This window comes from Streptomyces sp. NPDC006476 (genome assembly GCF_040612015.1).
Classification (GTDB): domain Bacteria; phylum Actinomycetota; class Actinomycetes; order Streptomycetales; family Streptomycetaceae; genus Streptomyces; species Streptomyces griseorubiginosus_B.
In genome coordinates, this window is sequence record NZ_JBEXPK010000131.1 from 1 (window position 1) to 12,661 (window position 12,661).

General features: G+C 69.5%; 17 protein-coding genes and 2 pseudogenes. 11 read left to right on the forward strand and 8 right to left on the reverse strand.

From position 1 onward, the window contains the following. Positions 1–377 precede the first annotated feature (377 nt). The gene (locus ABZZ74_RS50080; protein ID WP_356950806.1) at positions 378–1,421 is read right to left on the reverse strand and encodes an acyl-CoA desaturase; all 1,044 of its coding nucleotides are present in this window, start codon (positions 1,419–1,421) and stop codon (positions 378–380) included. A gap of 231 nt (positions 1,422–1,652) precedes the next feature. Between ABZZ74_RS50080 and ABZZ74_RS50085 the strand changes: the two are divergent. Then, positions 1,653–1,775 (forward strand): annotated as a pseudogene (locus tag ABZZ74_RS50085) (ATP-binding protein); the annotation flags it as partial. 83 nt (positions 1,776–1,858) lie between these two features. On the opposite strand, the gene ABZZ74_RS50090 reads toward ABZZ74_RS50085, so the two are convergent. Further along, positions 1,859–2,665 carry a hypothetical protein gene (locus ABZZ74_RS50090; protein ID WP_356950807.1) on the reverse strand — a complete coding sequence of 269 codons (807 nt, stop codon included), beginning with the start codon at positions 2,663–2,665 and terminating at the stop codon, positions 1,859–1,861. 202 nt (positions 2,666–2,867) lie between these two features. On the opposite strand from ABZZ74_RS50090, the gene ABZZ74_RS50095 reads away from it, so the two are divergent. From ABZZ74_RS50095 to ABZZ74_RS50120, 6 genes are all read left to right on the forward strand, one after another. After that, on the forward strand, positions 2,868–3,299 hold the full coding sequence (locus ABZZ74_RS50095; RefSeq protein WP_356950808.1) for an Asp23/Gls24 family envelope stress response protein: 432 nt from the start codon (positions 2,868–2,870) through the stop codon (positions 3,297–3,299). 36 nt (positions 3,300–3,335) lie between these two features. After that, positions 3,336–3,563: a hypothetical protein gene (locus ABZZ74_RS50100; protein ID WP_356950809.1), complete on the forward strand. Its 228-nt coding sequence runs from the start codon at positions 3,336–3,338 to the stop codon at positions 3,561–3,563. After that, entirely contained in the window at positions 3,560–4,006 is a 447-nt protein-coding gene (locus tag ABZZ74_RS50105; RefSeq protein WP_356950810.1) for an Asp23/Gls24 family envelope stress response protein, read from the forward strand. Before ABZZ74_RS50100 ends, ABZZ74_RS50105 begins: the two co-directional genes overlap by 4 nt. Continuing rightward, entirely contained in the window at positions 4,003–4,698 is a 696-nt protein-coding gene (locus ABZZ74_RS50110; protein ID WP_356950811.1) for a DUF6286 domain-containing protein, read from the forward strand. Before ABZZ74_RS50105 ends, ABZZ74_RS50110 begins: the two co-directional genes overlap by 4 nt. A gap of 10 nt (positions 4,699–4,708) precedes the next feature. Next, a complete protein-coding gene (gene amaP / locus ABZZ74_RS50115; RefSeq protein WP_356950812.1) occupies positions 4,709–5,302 on the forward strand; it encodes an alkaline shock response membrane anchor protein AmaP in 594 nt (197 codons plus the stop codon). Between the two features lie 212 nt (positions 5,303–5,514). Continuing rightward, complete coding sequence (locus ABZZ74_RS50120) at positions 5,515–5,709, forward strand: hypothetical protein (protein ID WP_356950813.1); 195 nt, start codon at positions 5,515–5,517, stop codon at positions 5,707–5,709. 27 nt (positions 5,710–5,736) lie between these two features. Here the strand turns inward: ABZZ74_RS50120 and ABZZ74_RS50125 are convergent, their stop codons facing one another. The 4 genes from ABZZ74_RS50125 to ABZZ74_RS50140 form a co-directional block, all read right to left on the reverse strand. Then, positions 5,737–5,937, reverse strand: coding sequence for a hypothetical protein (locus ABZZ74_RS50125; protein ID WP_356950814.1), 201 nt, complete (start codon positions 5,935–5,937; stop codon positions 5,737–5,739). 155 nt (positions 5,938–6,092) lie between these two features. Beyond that, entirely contained in the window at positions 6,093–6,218 is a 126-nt protein-coding gene (locus ABZZ74_RS50130; RefSeq protein ID WP_356950815.1) for a hypothetical protein, read from the reverse strand. 966 nt (positions 6,219–7,184) lie between these two features. Further along, complete coding sequence (locus ABZZ74_RS50135; protein ID WP_356950816.1) at positions 7,185–7,661, reverse strand: hypothetical protein; 477 nt, start codon at positions 7,659–7,661, stop codon at positions 7,185–7,187. Between the two features lie 28 nt (positions 7,662–7,689). Further along, on the reverse strand, positions 7,690–8,697 hold the full coding sequence (locus ABZZ74_RS50140) for a hypothetical protein (RefSeq protein ID WP_356950817.1): 1,008 nt from the start codon (positions 8,695–8,697) through the stop codon (positions 7,690–7,692). A gap of 89 nt (positions 8,698–8,786) precedes the next feature. On the opposite strand from ABZZ74_RS50140, the gene ABZZ74_RS50145 reads away from it, so the two are divergent. From ABZZ74_RS50145 to ABZZ74_RS50160, 4 genes are all read left to right on the forward strand, one after another. Beyond that, positions 8,787–9,227 carry a DUF6233 domain-containing protein gene (locus ABZZ74_RS50145; RefSeq protein WP_356950818.1) on the forward strand — a complete coding sequence of 147 codons (441 nt, stop codon included), beginning with the start codon at positions 8,787–8,789 and terminating at the stop codon, positions 9,225–9,227. Between the two features lie 700 nt (positions 9,228–9,927). Continuing rightward, the gene (locus ABZZ74_RS50150; RefSeq protein WP_356950819.1) at positions 9,928–10,239 is read left to right on the forward strand and encodes a hypothetical protein; all 312 of its coding nucleotides are present in this window, start codon (positions 9,928–9,930) and stop codon (positions 10,237–10,239) included. 146 nt (positions 10,240–10,385) lie between these two features. Continuing rightward, positions 10,386–10,820 (forward strand): hypothetical protein, encoded by a 435-nt coding sequence (locus tag ABZZ74_RS50155; RefSeq protein WP_356950820.1) that lies wholly within the window; start codon positions 10,386–10,388, stop codon positions 10,818–10,820. 124 nt (positions 10,821–10,944) lie between these two features. Continuing rightward, positions 10,945–11,145 carry an SHOCT domain-containing protein gene (locus tag ABZZ74_RS50160; protein WP_356950822.1) on the forward strand — a complete coding sequence of 67 codons (201 nt, stop codon included), beginning with the start codon at positions 10,945–10,947 and terminating at the stop codon, positions 11,143–11,145. 135 nt (positions 11,146–11,280) lie between these two features. Here the strand turns inward: ABZZ74_RS50160 and ABZZ74_RS50165 are convergent. Both ABZZ74_RS50165 and ABZZ74_RS50170 read right to left on the reverse strand, forming a co-directional pair. Next, positions 11,281–12,054: pseudogene (locus ABZZ74_RS50165) on the reverse strand (IS5 family transposase); the annotation flags it as partial. Between the two features lie 135 nt (positions 12,055–12,189). Next, a partial coding sequence (locus tag ABZZ74_RS50170; RefSeq protein WP_356950821.1) for a hypothetical protein occupies positions 12,190–12,661 on the reverse strand: 472 nt, incomplete at its 5' end.

The window sequence follows — 12,661 nt, forward strand, 5'->3', positions numbered from 1 at the left end:
CCCGCCTCGGCGAAGCTGCGTCGATGCGGCTCGGACTCGCCGGTCCAGGTGATGATCTGCGACCGTCCGTGCACCAGCGTCCCGTGCGCGCGGCCCGTCTGCTCCTCTTCCGATGCGCCGACTCCTTGTCCGGCGCTTGAGCGCGGAGGCCCCGCCGACGCGCAACCGGCAGCGGGTGCGCCCCGATCCCCCGAGGCGCACCGGACCGTTCCGCCCGCCCCTTCCCTTCTCTTTTTCTTGTCTGGCTGGGGTGCGCGCCGAACGCAGTCGGCACGAGCCCGCTCCGCTCCCTCGGTCACGATGGTCTGATGACTGACCGCGCCGCCCGTGGCACCGGTCACCACATCCCGGGCACCGATAGCTGCGGCAGCGCCTTTCTAGGCGGGGACGCGGGGGTGCCGGAGTGGTGCTCCGGCCTGGTGGAGACTGGCCAGGGCCAACCGGTAGGAGGCGATCAACCCGGTCTCCACGTACTCCACGCCCAGGTCCTCGCAATGGCGCCGGACGATGGGCCGGGCCTTGCGCAGGTTGGTGCTGGGCATGCTGGGGAACAGGTGGTGCTCGATCTGGTGGTTCAGCCCGCCCAGTGCGATGTCGGTGAACCTGCCGCCGCGCACGTTGCGTGAGGTGAGCACCTGGCGGCGCAGGAAGTCCGGGCGGTCCTCGCCTGTCAGGATCGGCATGCCCTTGTGGTTCGGAGCGAAGAGGGAGCCGAGGTAGACGCCGAACAGGCACTGGTGGACGGCGAGGAAAGCGATCGCCATACCGAGGGGCAGCAACCAGAACAGGACGGCCAGGTAGAGCGCGAAGTGCGCGAACAGCAGGGCGCCGTCGAGCGCTCGGTGCTTGAGCGAGCGATTGGCCAGCGCCCGCACGCTCGACACGTGCAGGTTGAAGCCCTCCAGGGTGAGGAGCGGGAAGAACAGGAACGCCTGCCAGCGGCCGATCAGGCGGGGGAGCCCGGTGGCGACCCGGGCCTGGTCCTGGGTCCAGACCAGCAGGTCGGGGTCGAGGTCGGGGTCGAGGTCCTCGTGGTTGGGGTTGGCGTGGTGGCGGGTGTGCTTGTCCTGCCACCACCCGTAGCTCATCCCGATACCGGCGCCGGCGATCCGCCCGGATGCTTCGCTGGCCCGGCGGCGGCGGAAGACCTGGCGGTGGGCCGCGTCATGAGCGAGCAGGGCGACCTGGCCGAACACGACGGCCAGGAAGGCGGCGACGGTCAGGGTCCACCAGCTGTCACCGATGAGCGCGACGGCGGCCCACCCACCCACGTAGAGCCCGGCGACCACGGTGATCCGCAGTGCGTAATAGCCGGGACGGCGCCCCAGCAGGCCGGCATCAGCGATCTTCCTCGACAGCCGGGCGAAGTCACTGCCGGACGTCCCCGAGGGTGGGGGGCGGACCGTGGTGTTTGTGGTCATGTTGCTGAAACTCTCTCCGAAGGAGGCAGATGGTCAGACGCCGCCTCGGGAGTTGCTGAGACCGGCCCACAGGCAAGGGATGCGCTTCCGCCGTTGCGCATGCACATCGCGCGACCGCGGAGCAAGGACGACGTCTGCCTCGTCTGTCGGCGGCAGCGCGGGCCCTTCGTCTGCATGCGGGTTCCCTGCCAGGCAGGTCTCACACCGGGGCAGGAGAGGGCTGGCGGAGCGGTCCGCGCCACCGCCATCCTCGACCGGCTCCTCCACCACTGCGACGTGATCTCTATCAACGGCCCCAGCTACCGGCTGAAGAACCGCCTCAAGGCCATCGAGCGAGAGACCGAAGTGGCCTAACGGCTGGGGACGTTCGCCCGTACGCAACTGGGGACCAGAGGGGCCGTACGCCGACAAACGGCCGGTGAAGGGGGGATGGCTGATCAGTGAGGGGCTCTCATCACGGTGCCCGGCGACGTTTGTCGCCAGGCCGCGGTTTCCGTGATGAGGACGGCGACGGTGACCGGGCCCGGGGTGTCAGTGGTGGCTGCCTCGGCCACCGCCTCCCGGACGGCGCGGGCGACTTCCAGGGGATGGTGTCCGGGACCGACCGCGAGGTGAACCTCGACGTGTCGGCCGGGTGGATCGACATGGTCCTGCACCCTGACCGGGCGGCTGCCCAGCACGGCGGTGAGGTGGGCGACGCCCGGCACACCTGCTGCGACGTCCGCCAGCTCCCCGGCGAGTCCCCGCATGGACCCTGTTCCCGTCACCGGGGGCGAGTCCCGCGTGGCCGCGGCTTCCGGCGTGGGCCTCATGGCCGTCGCCGCGGTCCGAGACGTCACGCCCGCCTCCGGGACCTCACGGAGATCCGTTACGCGCATGTCAGCCGTCACCGTGGCCAGCCCAAGCCGTTCCGTGGCCGCGCCCAGCAGTGTGCTCCTCAATTCGTCGGCGGTCTCCGGCAGCGGCCGCACGAGGGATGCGGTGAAGGCGGTCTCAATGGTGAGCGGGCCAGGCGGTAGCGCGCTGGCCGGCGGACGGACGGCCGGCTCGGACACGGGTTGGAGCGGTGCCGACCCGATGCGCAGGGACTCCAGTCGGACACCGGGGACCTCGGCGGCAGTGCGCCCGAGGGCCTGGACCGCCGCTTGCTCGGTGATCCACGTCCCGTCGTCGGGCCCGCCGAGCGGGAGCAGCCGGCCCAGGCCAAGCTGGCTGCGTACTGCCTGCGTCCACGCCTCGGTCACTGGCCTCTCACCCTTCTTCTCCACGGCCGCGGTTGCCTTCCCGCGGCGCTCTGCCCGGAGTGTCCGCGAGAGCTCGAGGCAGGGGCCTTAAGGCCACTCGTCGGACCACCCGTCTCACGCTCTACAGCCGGGCAAAAGGTACTAAAAAGAATATAATTCGAGTAATGGGTGCTTTGTGGTCTCGCCAGGGAGGAATATCCCGATGACTGAGAACACCGGCGTCAGGCTCGGCGCTGCGCCCGGTTCTCGCGGCCGGACGACCGTCGCCGATGTGGTGGTGGAGAAGATCGCCGGAATAGCGGCACGGGACGTACGCGGCGTCTATGCCCTGGGCAGTGGATTCGCACGCTCGATGGGATCCATGCGGGAGCGGATGCCCGGCGCCGGCAGCGGCAAATCCGCCACGCGCGGGGTCAGTGTCGAGGTTGGAGAGCTGCAGGCGGCCATCGATCTGGAGCTCGTCGTCGACTACGGCGTCTCGATCACGGACGTGGCCGCCGCGGTGCGGGAGAACGTGATCTCTGCCGTGGAGCGGATGGCGGGTCGGGAAGTCGTGGAAGTCAACATCATGGTCAGCGACGTGAAGCTGCCTGACGAGGAGGAGGAAGGGGAGGAGCGGCAGCGGATCCAGTAGCCGGGTCGGCAGCCCGCATGAGTGAAGGAGCGCGAAATGAGCAGGGCCGTGGTGGGCTTGATGGCCGGAATGGCGCTGGGTTTCGCCGCGTATTTCGGCAACTTCTGGGCTTTCCTGCTGGTGCTGGGGTTGGGCCTCGTCGGTCTCGTCATCGGGCGGTTCACGGAGGGTGATCTCGAACCGGGCGACTTCGTCCGCCGCCGGGACCGGCAGGATCGGATCCGCGACGACCGGCGACAGGCCCGGGAAGACTGGCGGCGGTGAGCGGGGAGGCCGATGAGCGTCCGGGCGTCCCCCGCGGGGAGCGCGGGGCGACCGCCGTCACCGATCGGGTCGTCGCGAAGATCGCGGCTCGGGTGGCGCGCGAGGCGCTGAGCCGGTTCGCCGAGTCGGCCGGCCACGTACCAGCCGGCCGCCGGACGCCACATGTGAGCACATCCGTACGTCGGGCGCCGGACCGGACCAGCGCAGGACGGGACGCCGCGGCCGCCGCCGGACGGCAGGCGGTGCTCGGCGAGGCACGGCTGCACATCACCGTCGAGCTCGGCTATCCGTCCGACATCGGGGCGCAGTGCGCCGCGGTGCGCCGGGAGGTCACCGAGCGGATCAGGGCATGGGCCGGCATGGAGGTGTCCGACCTCGCGGTCTCGGTCGGGCAACTGCACTCGGCGCATACGCGGCACACGGACCGGGAGAGGGTGCGATGAGTGCGAACACCTCGCGGGAGCCGACCGGTGGCAGCGGCCTCTCCTCCGGTCCGGGACAGGCGGCTCCGTCCTCCCACGGCACCCCAGGGGCGGCCGAGAGTGCTAGGCATACGAAGGTGATCGACGGATCAGGCCGGTCGGCGCACCGTTTCTGGTCGTCGCGGCGGATTCCCGCGGCCTTGGCAGCCCTGCTGTCCGCCGCGGCCGTCGGATTTCTCCTGTACGACGTGGTCGCGGTGCGGGCAGGCCGGAATGCGATGCGTTGGCGGCGGCGGCTCGCCGAGGAACTGGCCACACGGCCCCTGGACGACGTCTGGATGATCGTCGGGGCCGCGGTCGCGACGGCACTCGGCCTGTGGCTTTTCCTGCTGGCGGTGACGCCGGGACTGCGCAGGCTGCTGCCCATGCGGCAGCCCACCGGCATCCCCGCGACACAGGACGTCCGAGCCGGACTCGACCGCCGCGCGGCCGCCCTGGTTCTGCGCGACCGGGCCATGCAGGTGCCCGGTGTCCAATCGGCACAGGTCGATGTCGGCCGCCGGAAGGCCAAAGCCCGGGCCCAGGCACATTTCCGCGATCTTGAGGAGGTCCGCTGCGACCTGGACGCCGAGCTGGGCGAAGCCGTGACGTCCTTGGGCCTGGCCCGGCAACCCACACTGGCCGTGCGCGTCCGGCGCCCCAAGAAGGGCTGAGGTGATCCTGATGCTCAAGACGGTGAACCGGGTGCTGCTCGGGCTTCTCGGCCTCGGACTGTTCGCCCTGGGCGGCGGCGTGTTGCTGGGCGCACTGGACCTGCAGCGCCACTGGGATTTCGGCATGCCGGGCTGGTGGCCCTTCCGCGGGCCGGACGATGTGGTGCTGGGCGCCTGGGGACGCACCCGGTGGCGGAACGAGGGCTGGTGGTGGCCGACCGTGATCGCGGTGCTCGCCGTGTTGCTGGCCCTGCTGCTGTGGTGGCTCATTGCGCAACGCAGACACCGCCTGGACCGTGTCCTCGTCGACAGCGAAGACGGCGCCGCGGCCCGACTCAACGGCCGCACGCTGGAGAGGGTCGTTGAGGAAGAGGCACAAGCCCTGGACGGCGTCTCGCGGGCTCATGTCCGGCTGACGGGCCGACGTACCGCTCCGACCGCACGCGTACGGCTGCTGCTGCAGCCTCACGCAGACCCGGCACGGACTCTGGGGCAACTGAGCCGCGAAACACTCGCCCACGCACGAGACTCGGCCGGCCTGGACCGCCTCCCCTCGAAGGTCCGACTCCGGGAAGCCCGCCACCGCGCCGAACGCGCCACCTAGCCAGGACCCCCTGGGCTAAGGGGGGGGCAGCGTGCCTCGGTTCCGCTTGCCCTCGGTGTCGAGCGAAGCTCAGGCGCGGGTGAGGATTGTGCAGATGCCGGCGTGCTGCACTCCCAGCTGAAACCGGGACCGCGTCATGAAGCCCCCAACGCGCCCACCCCCGGCCGACAACCCGCTGGACCACAGGTACAGCCATCGCCTGGACAGCAGGCGTGGCCGCCCTGGTCGTGTGCTGCGCCGGTCCAGGGCTGCTCGCCGCCGGAGTACTGGGCACGGTCGGCGCCGCGCTCGACAATCCCCGGATGATCGCCGCTGCGCTGCTGCTCGCTGCCGGCGCGGTGGGCCGGCAGGTCCGACACCACCGGGTCGGCACCCGCAAGAACCACGCGTGCCGAGGAGACCGATGACGTCCGTCTTCGCGTTCCTGGTCGTGGTCACGCCGACGAGACGGGAGTGTCTGCAACGCTGAGGGCTTCCTCACGGGTCGGGTAGCCACGGATGTCGATGATCAGTCCATCCGCGAGGCGGAACATCTGGAACACCCGGTCGGGGCGCTCGCCGTCCGGACCCTGCGGGGGGCCGGTCACGGCCAGGCCCAGGACGACCGCGTGCTCGCGCAGGTCCCGGTTTCCCACGGTGCCGGTGGTGCAAGACACCCGTGCAGGAGAAGTGGGACCCGACCGTGCGTCACGCCAGCACGCGCGCCTGACTCCAGGCGTCGGCAAACGCCGCTCTCACGACGTGAACCCCCATGGGATCAGGGGGCGGTGAAGGTGCCGAGGCTGACGTGTCAGTCCGCTGCTTGCTCGTCTGGGCTCGCCTGCTCCGGCGGCGGAAACAGGCGGTCCTCCAGAGCGGGCAGCCCGAACAGCATGAGGAGCAGCACCACCAGGACGAGCAGAACTATCACGATCATGATGCCTCCCCGCCCATCAGCGATCACAGCTGTTGCTTGGCGGCAACCTGGTCCCGCCCACCGTGCGGCCGAGCGGGGGACACCGCACATCGGAGCAGGGCCTGCGTACGCCGACTGGGTGACATCTCGCCGTGCGGGTGCGCGACCGCGCAACCGCGGCGATCCTGACAGCACCCCTTCCTCACCGGGCGCGAGATGGGGGCATGCCCGCCGACCCCATCCTGTGACGTCGCCCAACTCCTCCTTGACGGTCAGCAGATGACGGACGGGGGGTCCGCACCAGCCTGGTTCCTTCCGGAGCGGCGATCGCCCTGCGCGGCGATAGCGCGGGCGCCATCCTGACGCCCCGTTCCCAAACGGCCGGAGGGCTCTACGGGGCTGTTTCGGCCGGAGGCGTTCGGGGACCCTGTGAGCGGAAGTGCTGTTCCTCCAACGTGCCGGGCTGACGAACGGCTTCGCCGACGAGGACGAGATCGCCACCTTCCGAACAGATCGCATGGCCGGGGGAAGGCCCGGACGTGTGGGAGCGCCGTCCATAGGCGAGGCCCGGACTACGGTCCGCTTCCCGTCCACGCCGACGTCAGAGGTCACCTGCAGGTCAGGCGCTGCGCGGCGTGCGGCCGGCGGCCTTCTTCGCGGTGGCCGTCTTCTTCCCGGCCTTCGCCACGGGTCACCGACGTCTCCCCCGCCGCCGACCACCAGCCCGACTACAGGGTGTGCTCCTCCGTTCGGCGGCTCACCGCTGGCTTTGGGCCATGCCGCCTCCCAGACTGGCAGTGCAGGCAGGCTCATCCGGCCAGTCTCATGTCGCTGCCTGGCCGGAGCCTCACGCGTGCCGCCGCTGCCGGGCAAAGGCAGCGGCGGCACGGCCTGCGCTACCTCCAGGGCGAGCACTGACACAGCAACACTGCGCCAAACAGGTGGCAGTCCTCCCGCCCCTGTCCGATGCCGGCTTTCGGGACTGGGTCAGCCGGGGCCCGTCCACAGACCGTCAGGTTCCTGCAGGGTGGCGCGGAACCGGCCGATCGTGGCCCGCACTTTCGATGCCTCCGGCCATTCCGCGCCGTACTCTCCCGCAGGCAGACGCCCGTGGCCCACGAACTGTTCGGCCACCGCGGCGACGTCCTCGGGTGCCGCGTAGACCCGGTGCAGCACCGTCAACGGCCTGCGCGCGCCAGCGCGGAGAATAAGTCCGTGCAGGGAGTAGGCCCAGCCGGTGTCCTCGTCCCAGTCCAAGCGGATCCCGCCGGCGGGTTCAGCGGTGCGGCTGGTGTCCCACCCCAGCACGATGAACAGCCGGTCCCCGAACCGCGGAGGGCGGTAGTCGGCCCGTACGGTGCCCGGCGGGATGCCCCGCAGGCTCAGGGCGTCGTCGACGGCTTCAAGGTAGGGCCAGTGCGGCAGTTGCTGGGCAGCACCAAGGCTGGGCGGGCTGAGGATCACGACTGGCCTCCGCGGCCGGCGGGCCGGGTCATGAGGCGCGGCGGAAGACGGCGGCGGGGCCGATGACGCCGGCTCCGAACTTGTCGCGGACGCGGTCGATGGCCGCTTCGGCGACCAGCCGGGCCTCCCGGGCGCCGTCCAGGCTGATCTGCCGGGCGACCTGGTCGGCGTTGATGAGGTCTTCGCCCCTCAGGGCGAGGCGAATGAGCCGGCCGCGTTGCAGGCCGGCGGCGTCCATCAGCCGGTAGGCGATCAGGCGCAGGTCTTCGTCGTGCGCCGACGGCTCGGCCAGGCGGCGGGTCTTCTCCCAGCGGCTGTTGCCGGCGAAGGTGAGCGTGAGCGTGACAGCTTGGGCTGCCTGCTCGCGCCGGCGCAGCAGCTGCCCGAGACGGATGACCAGCTCGAGCAGGGCGGCGCGGACGTGGGCGCCGTCCAGGGTGTGCCGGTCGAAGGCGCACCGGACGGTTGCGGTGGCGGGCAGGGTGCGGGGGACGACGGGGCGCGGGTCGATGCCGCGGGCCCGGTCCGCGGCGGTGCGGCCGGCCTTCCCGCCCAGCAGGCGCTGGATCGTGGCGGGCGGGGAGGCGGCGAGCAGGCCGACGTAGTGAATGCCGTACTCGCGCAGCACCGCGGCCTGCCGGTCGCCGATGCCGTGCAGGGCATCCACGGGCAGCTGCCCGAGCCAGCCGGCCGCCTGGCCGGGGTCGATCGCGAGGACGCCGCCGGGGGCGGGGATCTGGCCAGATGCGGTGGCCGCGACCGTGATCGACGGGCCGATGCCGACCCGGACGTCGACGCCCAGGCGCGAGAGTGCCCGCACCCGCAGCACCTCCCCCAGCCTGCGGGGGTCGGCACCGTGGTAGCGCAGGGCCCCCTTCAATTCCACCAGGGCCGCACTCGGCGGCAGGGCCTGCACCACCGGGGACAGCTCCGCCAGCAGCTCCAACACCCGCCGGTAGACCTCCTCCCCCAGCCGGTCCGGGCACCGCACGTGCATCACCGTCGACACCTGCTGCGCGTCTCGGCCCGTCGTCATGACCCTCACCTCCCACACCCCACGTTATCGAACAAAAAATCGAACACGCGAGGGATGCGACGGTGGATCATGAGCATAGAATCAAAAACATGTTCGACGACCTGCCGCCCGACCTAGATCGTCTCCAGGTGCTACGCACCTGGCATCTGCTGTGGGTGCGGCGGATCGACGCGAAGGTCGAAGCAGTCTTGCAGCGGCAGGCCGAGACCGAGCGCGGCCGCCGCGAGCGCCCGCTCCCGCCGGAGTGGATCGTCGAACTCGGCATCGGCACCGGACGGCCCCCTGTCCAGGTGCATGCCGGCGACTGCCATATGGCGGGCAAGCGGCGCCGGGTCATCAGCCGTGACGAAGCCCGCCGCCTGCTCGCCACCGGACTGCGGGCCTGCACCCACTGCGCCCCCGATGCCCAGCTGCGCATCCTCGACTTACCCACGCGATGCCCGCGCCCGAAGGTCTCCGGATGGCGGTCGAACAGCCGTGCCATGACGCCCGTTATCCTGCCGACTGGGCGATGTGTACCGATCGCCTAGAACAGGACGTTTTCCGATGACGACTCCCCCGCCCCCGATCAGCGAGCCCGACCCCCTCCGCCCTGGTCTGCCCCGGCGACAAGGTCGGCCCCTGCGCCGTCTGCCAGCGCAAGACCCACAAATACGGCAGCGGCGGCAGCCCCCTGTGCCAGTGGTGCGCGGCACCCGTGCTGGAGAAGTGGGGACCGGGCGTGCGGCACACCAACACCCGCCCCTGAGTAGGTGTTTTTCAACCTCGATGCCGCAGGTCAGAGGCGGCGTGTTGCCAGTGGTGCAGAAGCCGCGGTTCCGCGTCGGCGTTTCTCCGCGTTGGCCCGAGTGCCATCAGCTACCAGCACAGGCCCCCGACGTGGGCTCCAGCAAGAGCCCATGACCGTCACAACGGAGAGGGCTGACGTCAGCGTCGGGTGACAGGCCGGCAAGCTCATCGACACGCGCCAGCGAGCCAGCTCCGGGCAGGCGCGCCGCTTATAGCAGGAGGGCGTCCAACACGTTCACCTTTTCGAGGAATTCCGAAACCTTGGACTGCGGCATTCTGCGATCACATACTGACTCGGTCTCTACTAGTTCCTGCCTGCACCCTGGCCACCCGCACACGCCGTACCCGGACACGACCGGTGACGGCCCGGGTAGATGTTGAAAACACCTACTCAGGCGCGCAGGCGCTGGGCCACCACCTCACGACAACGGAGGGTGCCCTATGGCATCACGCAAAGTTCTCTTCACCTCTCTGGTGGCAGCGGCCGCCCTCGCCTGTGCGGCAGGACCCGCGGTCGCGGCCCCTGCCCAGGACGCATCCGTGATGGGGAACGTCCCGTGGTGCGTCTCGACGGACATCTACAACGAGGCTTCCGGGCAGGTCGCGTGGGTGTGGAACGCATGCGGCAACACGCAACGGGCTCGGGTCGTTATCGGCTGGGGACCGGACAGCGACTGCTTCACCATTCCCCCGGGCTCGGGGGCGGCCTACCACTTCACCTTCGGCAACTACGCCAAGACGGAAACGTGCTGAACGATATGGCACAGCCGTGAGGGGCTCGCAGACGCATAGCGGGCCTCGCGGCAGTTGGCGCGATGGCCCTCAGTGCTGTCGCAGTTCAGGGATCCGCACCGGCTTCGGCTGACACCGGATCATCGGACACGGTCAACACCCGGATCGTGAAGAGCGAGACCTTCACCGCCCGGGCGGGGGCAGCCGGCAGCGCCAAGGCGGCTGAGGAGTTCTTCTGCCAGATCAACTGGGCAGTGTCCTGGACCGCTGGCGATCCGACCGACGTGACGCACAGCACCACCGCGTGGTGCGACCCGGCGAAGGCGCCTCGGATCGGTGGTGAGGTGGACTCGCTCCTGATCGACGAGGACGACAACCTCCTCAGCATGGGCACCGCCACGATGAACCCGGTGGACCCCACGCCGACCGTTGCCACGGCCACCGAATCGGTGGCCCGGCCGCAGACGCTGCACGTCCGAAGCGAGCTGTCTCTGACGATTCTGGATCCCGGCGAGGTCTGGAAGGTGGCCCCCGAGGGCTGTACCGGGATCAGTAGCATTTATCTGCAGTGCAGCCTGGACTGGGCGGACTTCTCCGTCTGACGGGACGTCTGCTGTGGCGGCCCTGCACCAGCAGGGCCGCCCACTGCTGTTTGGGTCGCCGGTGTGTTCACGGGAGGTCGGCGTGTCGAGGGTATACCGCGAGATGGCAGAGAACCTGGCCCGGATGATCGAGACGGAGCGGCAGCACCGCCGAGACGAGGACCGTGTGAGCGGAGCCCAGGAGGCGGACTCATATGTCCAGACGGCCCGGGAGCAGTCACGTAATGCCGCAGAAGAAGAGCTGGAACGACTGCGTGTGTGTGGTCTGATAACCGAGGAGGAGTTCGAGAGACGCGTCAAGCGGCTGCGGTCCTCAGATAGCTGATCTACAGACTGTGCCGCGCTGCAGGGTTGCACCTCGTGACGACCTGTGCCCCTCCGAGCTGGGGAATTGGTACAGGGAATCCTTGCTGTCAGAGGGCGATGTGCAGGAGCCCCCACCGATCAGGGCCGTCGGTTAGCTGGCGGGCGGTGCCTTTCGTGTCCACTGGCTTGTTCGGGGGCTTTTGCGGGTCAGTCGTCGGGTCATCATGGTGATGAGTGCCCAGTTCAGGTGTGCTTCGGAGTGCTGCGGCAGTCGTTCGTAGTCGCGTGCGTTGCGGCGGGCGTTCATGCACCAGCCGATCGTCCGCTCGACTTTCCAACGGCGGGGTAACACGACGAAGCCCTTGGTGCCCTTGGGCCGGGAGACGATGCGCAGGGTGAGCCAGAGGCGGTCGCGAGCCCAGTCCACGAGTTCGCCGGCGTAGCCGCGGTCCGCCCAGACCTGGGTGATCTGCGGCTGAGTGAGGCGTAGCCGCCAGAAAACGTCGCGGGCGGCGTCGCGGTCCTGGATGTCGGCGGGCGTCACCGTGATCATCACGGGCAGGCCGAGCGTGTCCACGGTGATATGTCGTTTTCGGCCGTTGATTTTCTTCGCGGCGTCGTAGCCGCGGCTGTTGCGGCCGACGGTGGAGGCTCCTTTGACCGACTGGGAGTCGACGATCAGCGCGACCGGATGCGGGCAGCGGCCCTTGCCGGTACGGATCCGGCGCCGGAGCTGGTCACGGATGTAAGTGACGACCCCGGCCCGGTTCCATCTCCAGAAAAACCCGTAGACCGTCTCCCAGGGCGGGAAATCCGCAGGCAGAGCCCGCCACTTCGCGCCGTTGTCGACGATGTAGCGGATGCCGTCGACGATCTCACGCCGCGGCCACTTCTCGGGGTGCCCGCCGGTCTTGGTCCGGCAGGCCGGTCGCTTTTGTCCCCGCCGGTGCCGTCGATCCGGTCCAGATTTGTGTATGGGCGGTCAGTGACCAGCTGTGTAAGCGGCACGTCGGGAAGGCCGACGACGAAATTGAGTCGGTCGGCCCAGGCGACTCCAAGCGGCTCATGCCCGGTTATATGCGATCGCAAGAGAGTCGAGTTTCCCAGCGGTGGCCAAGGTCACGGTCTGTGGGTAAGGGGCGCGTTGAAGGATGATCTCCCGCGCCTCGCGCGCCAGGTCAGCCAGCGTCAGCACGGGATAGCGGCAGGATGCAATTCCGTCACGGAGTAGCTGGGCAAGCACTCCCGTGAAGGATTCCTCGTGGTCGGGTCCAGACCACTCAAACGCCACCTCATCGGCTTCTGAGGCGGCCAGTACAGCCCAGTCGCTAAGTTCTGCTGCCTTGTGCGGGATAACGGTGCCGGCGTACACAGTGTCGACAACGAGGACTACTCCGCGATCACGCGACCGTTGACTTGCTTGGGGCAGCAGACCCTGAAGCCCGGGTTCCGCAGTTAATCGGGGTTCTGGGCCTTGGATGAGGTCGAACCTGCTGGCCAGCGGTGTGGCGGCTGGTGGGAATCGGTGTTCGGCC